The 6,511-nt window shown below is 42.7% G+C and carries 6 protein-coding genes and 2 riboswitches; all 6 genes read left to right on the top strand.

Going from position 1 to position 6,511, the window contains the following annotated elements:
* Positions 1 to 232: 232 nt before the first annotated feature.
* A riboswitch (cobalamin riboswitch) is annotated at positions 233 to 419 on the top strand.
* A 167-nt stretch (positions 420 to 586) separates the two neighbouring features.
* Positions 587 to 768, top strand: a riboswitch (cobalamin riboswitch).
* A 125-nt stretch (positions 769 to 893) separates the two neighbouring features.
* The 6 genes from ACFWM3_RS22675 (at position 894) to ACFWM3_RS22650 (ending at position 6,510) form a co-directional block, all read left to right on the top strand.
* A complete protein-coding gene (locus ACFWM3_RS22675; protein ID WP_056466994.1) occupies positions 894 to 1,277 on the top strand; it encodes a (2Fe-2S) ferredoxin domain-containing protein in 384 nt (127 codons plus the stop codon).
* Positions 1,278 to 1,330: 53 nt separating this feature from the next.
* Positions 1,331 to 2,956, top strand: a complete 1,626-nt coding sequence (cobJ, locus tag ACFWM3_RS22670) for a precorrin-3B C(17)-methyltransferase (RefSeq protein WP_390313009.1) — start codon at positions 1,331 to 1,333, stop codon at positions 2,954 to 2,956.
* A gap of 62 nt (positions 2,957 to 3,018) precedes the next feature.
* The gene (locus ACFWM3_RS22665) at positions 3,019 to 3,945 is read left to right on the top strand and encodes a sirohydrochlorin chelatase (protein WP_390313008.1); all 927 of its coding nucleotides are present in this window, start codon (positions 3,019 to 3,021) and stop codon (positions 3,943 to 3,945) included.
* Positions 3,942 to 4,739, top strand: a complete 798-nt coding sequence (cobK, locus tag ACFWM3_RS22660; protein WP_390313007.1) for a precorrin-6A reductase — start codon at positions 3,942 to 3,944, stop codon at positions 4,737 to 4,739. Before ACFWM3_RS22665 ends, cobK begins: the two co-directional genes overlap by 4 nt.
* 16 nt (positions 4,740 to 4,755) lie before the next feature.
* Positions 4,756 to 5,403 (top strand): precorrin-8X methylmutase, encoded by a 648-nt coding sequence (locus ACFWM3_RS22655; protein WP_129691644.1) that lies wholly within the window; start codon positions 4,756 to 4,758, stop codon positions 5,401 to 5,403.
* Between the two features lie 3 nt (positions 5,404 to 5,406).
* Positions 5,407 to 6,510, top strand: a complete 1,104-nt coding sequence (locus tag ACFWM3_RS22650; protein WP_390313006.1) for a cobalt-precorrin-5B (C(1))-methyltransferase — start codon at positions 5,407 to 5,409, stop codon at positions 6,508 to 6,510.
* The last annotated feature ends 1 nt before the right edge of the window (position 6,511 follow it).

Here is a 6,511-nt window from a genome sequence, read left to right as displayed (position 1 = left end):
CAAATTTACAAGATAACCACAAGAAGAGTGCTATTTTTACTTGTCCTTAAATAACAATAAGTTTTAAAAAAAGAAATGTCGATATTTAATTTCTGCTATTTCTATATTAATTCAATTACTTAAACAGGATGAAGTTATTGGCGGTTAGCGTTTTCTTAAAAGAAGTCTAAAAACTCTTGAAATATTAAATCTGATAGACTAGTATATTAATATATAATAAATTAAAATTAATTTGTTAACAATTAGTTAAGATGCCTTAGGGCTTAATAGGGAATCTGGAGCATTACCAGAACTGTCCCCGCAACTGTAAGTGTGGACGAAATAGACAAACCACTGAAACGTTTATATGGACGTTACGGGAAGGGTCTAAAGTAGGAAGATACACAAGTCAGGAGACCTGTCTTAGCTTTTAAAGTTTCGAGTTCTTCGGGGGTTGAGAAGATGAAACGTTTGGACAAAAAGGATTATTTATTAACTTTCTTTGTGCTGGCGTTTTATCCGTTCAACTTATGTTGAACGGATTTTTTCGTTTTAATGATTCTAAATCATTTTTTTATGCCTCTAGAAGAAACAAGTCTTTTTAAAAATTGAATAGATTAGGATTGGTGCACAATGAAAATTGTGCTTAATAGGGAAGTACGGTTTAAATCCGTCACGGTACCCGCCACTGTAAGGGGAGTTCATTGCAGATGTCACTGAAGGAATTTGGGAAGACGCAATAGAATGATGAACCTAAGTCAGGAGACCTGCCTTTACCTAATAGCTTCAAACAACCTACGGGAACATAGGTAGAAGTGCTGAACTTACATCGCTATTTTTTGTGTGTATATATTCTGCACCCCTATGTTCATAGGGGTGCTTTTTTTATGAAAAAACGAAAGGGAGTGTGTGACATGACTACTTGGAATTTACAAGGAACGAAACACCATGTTTTCATTTGTAACGGCAGCAGCTGTATGAGAAAGGGTGGGGAGGAAGCGACACAAGCAATACGGAATGAAATCACCAATTTAAGCTTAGATTCAATCATACATACTACAAGAACGAGATGCAATGGGAGATGTAAGGATGCACCCGTTGCCATCGTCTATCCTTCAGGGACTTGGTATAAAAACGTAACCCCAGAAGTGGGAACTACGATTGTAAAGCGTCATCTGGCGGAAGGTCATTGCCTTCAGGAGCATTCGATCTATCAATATTCCGAAGCTGGATTCATACATCCAGAAGGGTCGGAATGCATCGAAGGAATACAAAAAGCGGTTAAAGAAAAGATTTAACAGCGGATAGTAGCTGGATTCTAGTTTGAAATTGTGAAAGGTGGCGTAATAGTGTGAAAGGCAAATTATTGGTTATTGGTTTTGGCCCTGGTGATGAAAAACATATTACCGGACGGGCAAAGGAAGCCATCCAAGAAAGTGATATCATCATCGGATACAAAACCTACGTTGATTTAATCAAGGGATTAATAGCTGGAAAGCAAATCATCAGCACAGGAATGACAGAAGAAGTGAGCCGTGCCCAAGAGGCTGTGAAACAAGCTGAGCTCGGTTACACGGTAGCTGTCATTTCGAGCGGTGATGCCGGTGTATATGGAATGGCAGGACTTGTTTACGAAGTGCTAATTGAAAAAGGCTGGAAAAAAGACTCAGGGGTAAAAGTAGAGGTGGTTCCTGGCATTTCTGCCATCAACTCCTGTGCTGCTTTATTAGGCGCGCCGGTCATGCATGATGCCTGTACGATTAGCTTAAGTGACCATTTAACACCTTGGAGTTTGATCGAGAAACGAATCGAAGCGGCAGCTCAAGCTGATTTTGTCATTGCCCTATACAATCCAAAAAGCGGGAGAAGAACACGGCAGATCATGGAAGCACAAAAAATTCTATTAAAATATCGCTCGCCAGACACCCCTGTAGGATTGGTAAAGAGCGCCTTCCGTGATAGTCAAAAGATCGTCTTAACCAATTTACAAGAGATGTTAGATCATGAAATTGGCATGTTAACCACCGTTTTAATAGGCAACTCTTCAACATTTTTCTACGATGAATTAATGATCACTCCGCGTGGTTATCAGCGGAAGTATACATTAAATCAGGCAATTCAGCCTTTGAAACCGCATCAGCGACTGCAAAAGGAAGCCGAACCATGGGCACTGGAGCAAATGGAAGATGTAATGTCGATAAACAAGAAACCAGTCACCCCAACCTCAGTGAAAGAGTCGCCAAGAGAGTTGGCTGAGGAAGCCTTGCAAATGAACCTTGGTGAGACCTATGGACGAAACCAAGATTTAATTGTGAAGCAAGACTTTCAATCTATTTTTGAGGTAGCGGTCAGCCCTGGTGTCGTCAATAAAAAATTTACCGCGCATCAGATGGTTATTCTTTCCGAAATTGTCGGAGAAGAAGGAGTCATGGAATACACACAAGACCATTTTATGAAGCTGCAAATTTTAACCTCTAAGCCTGATGAGATTATTAAAAAACTAACTGCAGCCAACTTTTTAATTGCTCCTGTTGGCGACGTATTAACCGTAAAAGCATGTGATTTTTGTGACGGAGAAAAGAAGGATTCCATTCCTTATGCCGATGAGCTACAAGAAAGGCTTGGTGGCATAGAACTCCCAAAAGAACTGAAGCTTGGTGTGAATGGCTGCGGCATGGCCTGTTATGGAGCCGTAAAAGAAGATATTGGCATTGTCTACCGTAAAGGAGCGTTTGATTTATTTTTAGGAGCCAAGACAGCTGGAAGAACCGCTCATAATGGCCAAATCGTTGCTGAAGGAATCGCACCGGACAAAATTGTCGGAATCATAGAGGGGATTGTTCAAGAGTACCAACAAAAGGCCTATCCAAATGAACGTTTCTATAAATTTTTTAAACGGGTCAAAGAGGTTCAAGGTTTTGTGTACCAGGATATCACACCAAACCTTAAAATCGAAGCAGCTGTTTGCGGGGAATAAAGGAGAGAAGTCTAGCGGTAATTGGCAAGTAAGGCATTTACAAACAAAGGGGAGGAAATATTTTGAAAGCAATTTTATTTGTTGGGCATGGAAGTAGAGATCAAGAGGGAAATCAGCAGGTTCGTGAGTTCATCCGTGAGATGAGAAAGACTTGGGAAGATTCATTCCTGGTCGAGACGTGTTTTTTAGAATTTGAACGACCAACAGTGAATCAAGGCATCGATCTATGTGTGGAGAAAGGGGCCGACCATGTTGTCTTGATTCCAATCATGCTCTTACAAGCAGGACACTCCAAAATTCATATTCCAGCAGCTATTGATGAGGCAAAGAATAAATATCCGCTTGTTCAATTTACTTATGGTCGGCCAATTGGTGTTCATGAGGAAACATTTGAAATTCTAAAAACTAGATTAATGGAAATTGGCGAGAATGTAGAAACCATCGAAGACGATACGGCTGTCCTTTTGTTAGGACGTGGCGGAAGTGATCCTGATGCGAATAGTGATTTATATAAAATTGCTAGATTACTATGGGAAAAAACAAACTATAAAATCGTCGAACCTGCTTTTATGGGGGTGACCAATCCCTCTGTGAACGAAGGGATTGAGCGCTGTATTAAGCTTGGAGCAAAAAAAGTAGTAATTCTGCCTTACTTTCTATTCACTGGCATCTTGATTAAACGGTTAGAAGATATGATGGTACCTATTCAAAATCAATATCCCGCTATTGAAATTCAGCTGGCTGACTATTTTGGTTATCATCCAAAATTACAGACAATTTTAATAGATCGGGTGGAAGAAGCCCTCCGTGATGAGGTGAAGATGAACTGTGATACTTGCCAATACCGTCTTAATGTGATGGAACATATCGATCATCACCACCATCATGACCATGACCACGATCATCATCATGACCATGACCATCATCACGACCATCACCATCACCATGATCACGAACATGCGGTGCAAAAGGCTGGAGATAGAGGATGATCTTCGTGTTAGCCGGAACAAGTGATGCAAGAGCCCTTGCTTTAGAAATAAAAAAGGAAGGCTTCGATTTCCTTGCCTCAGTAGTCACAGAAAATGCAGCAGTTGAATTAAGGGAGTCAGGGATACGTGTTCAAGTAGGAAGATTAACGGATACAGACATGGTGAGGTTGATTGACACAAAAGGGATTCTAGCGGTTGTCGATGCCAGTCATCCGTTTGCTGAAGAAGCTTCCAAAAACGCAATCAAGGCGGCCGAAACGGCGGGAATCCCCTATGTTCGGTATGAACGGGAGTCACAAAAATTCCAATATGACAAAATGAAAGTCGTCGAAAGTTACGAGGAAGCTGCCGAGCTTGCATTGGCCAATAAAGGCGTGGTAATGCTGACGACAGGCAGCAAGACGCTTCAAATTTTCACAGAAAAACTATTAGGTAACCCGGACATTCGCTTGATCGCCAGGATGCTGCCTCGTATGGATAATATGGAAAAATGTGAGCAACTAGGACTGCCACAGAAAAATATTATTGCGATCCAGGGCCCATTTTCAAAAGAGTTCGACAAAGCCCTATATAAGCAATATGGCGTGAACTTAATGGTGACTAAAGAGAGTGGGAAAGTCGGATCGGTCGATGAAAAGGTAGAAGCAGCCAAGGAACTGGGGATTGAGGTTATCCTTATTGGCCGCCCGAAACTGAATTATGGCACCGTCTATACTGATTTTATCGATGTCATCACAGAATTATATAAAAAGATTGGTTCCACACCAATTGTCACAACAGAACAATCATTTTAATACAGGAGTGAGAGAAATGGATTTTCGTACTGAATTTAAACCGTTAACCGTCCAACCGGAACAGATTGAAGGTAGAAGTTTTGAAATGATTAATGAAGAAATTGGTGAGCACCCTTTTACTGAGGATCAGTATCCAGTTGTCCAGCGTATCATCCATGCATCCGCTGATTTTGAACTTGGGCAAAGCGTTCTCTTCCATCCTGACGCTATTCAGTCCGGTATTCGGGCGATTCGGAGCGGAAAAATGGTAGTTGCAGATGTTCAAATGATTCAAAGTGGGGCAAATAAAGCGCGAATTCAAAAATTCGGTGGAGAAATCAAAGTCTATATTTCCGACCCAGATGTCATCCAGGAAGCCAAACGGCTGAATACAACAAGGGCGATTATTTCGATGAGGAAGGCAATCAAAGAAGCAGATGGCGGTATATTTGCCATTGGGAATGCCCCAACCGCTTTACTCGAACTTATCCGTCTGATTAAAGAAGGAGAAGCAAAACCTGGTCTTGTCATTGGATTGCCTGTTGGGTTTGTTTCTGCGGCTGAGTCAAAAGAAGAACTAGCTAAGCTCGATATCCCATTCATCACCAATATTGGCAGGAAAGGTGGCAGTACCGTGACCGTTGCTGCATTAAATGCCATTTCCATTATGGCTGAACGGGGATAATCGATGCAGGAAGTACCAAAAGGAAAGTTGCGGGAAGGATATACGACTGGGGCCTGCGCAACAGCAACCACCAAAGCAGCGCTGACCGCATTAATTACGAGTGAACCGCAAACAGAATCAACGATTTACTTGCCCGTCAAGCGGTTTGCAACCTTCCAGATAGAAAGCTGTGATGTAACGGACCAATCGGCTACCGCTAGTACGATTAAAGACGCGGGGGATGACCCAGATGCCACCCATGGGGCCTTGATTGTTTCCACTGTGTCATGGCTCGATGAACCAGGCATCGTGCTTGATGGGGGAATTGGGGTTGGCCGCGTCACAAAGGACGGCTTGCCCGTTCCTGTCGGAGAGGCCGCGATTAACCCCGTTCCCCGCAGGATGATCTGCGAGACAGCAGAAGGGGTATTAAAAGAATTCGGGATTACAAGAGGCATTAAAATCGTCATTTCCGTACCAGCCGGTGAAGAAATCGCCAAAAAAACACTCAATGGACGCTTAGGGATCATTGGCGGGATTTCTATTCTCGGAACCCGTGGGATTGTCGTTCCTTTTTCCACAGCCGCTTATAAAGCTAGTATCATCCAGGCAATTAGTGTTGCCCGAGCAAGTGGCTGCGAGCACGTTGTCATTACAACAGGCGGGCGGAGCGAGAAAAATGCCATGAAGCAATTCCCCGAGCTGTCTGAGGAAGCTTTTATTGAAATGGGTGACTTTGTCGGGTTTACCCTTAAACAATGCAAGAAGCAAGGGGTAAAGAGAGTTTCGATGGTCGGCATGATGGGGAAATTCTCAAAAGTGGCAATGGGGATCATGATGGTTCACTCAAAAAGTGCCCCTATAGATTTTGATTTTTTAGCTGAGGTGGCAAGCCGTACCGGTGCTGATGCTACCCTGGTCGAGGAAATTCGAACTGCCAATACGGCATCACAGGTTGGTGATTTGATGACAGCACAGGGCCACCTATCCTTTTTCGAAATGCTTAGCGACTATTGCTGCGTCGCTGCGTTAAAAGAAGTCGATGGTGGGATCGACATAGATACGACCCTATATACCATGAAGGGGCAATTGTTAGGAAAGGCGGTGCGAAAGAGTGCCATCAATTAAA

This window comes from Gottfriedia sp. NPDC058432 (genome assembly GCF_042721555.1).
GTDB lineage: Bacteria > Bacillota > Bacilli > Bacillales > Bacillaceae_G > Gottfriedia.
Note: the sequence above shows the minus strand (reverse complement) of the source record. Positions and strands in the feature narration are given on the sequence as shown.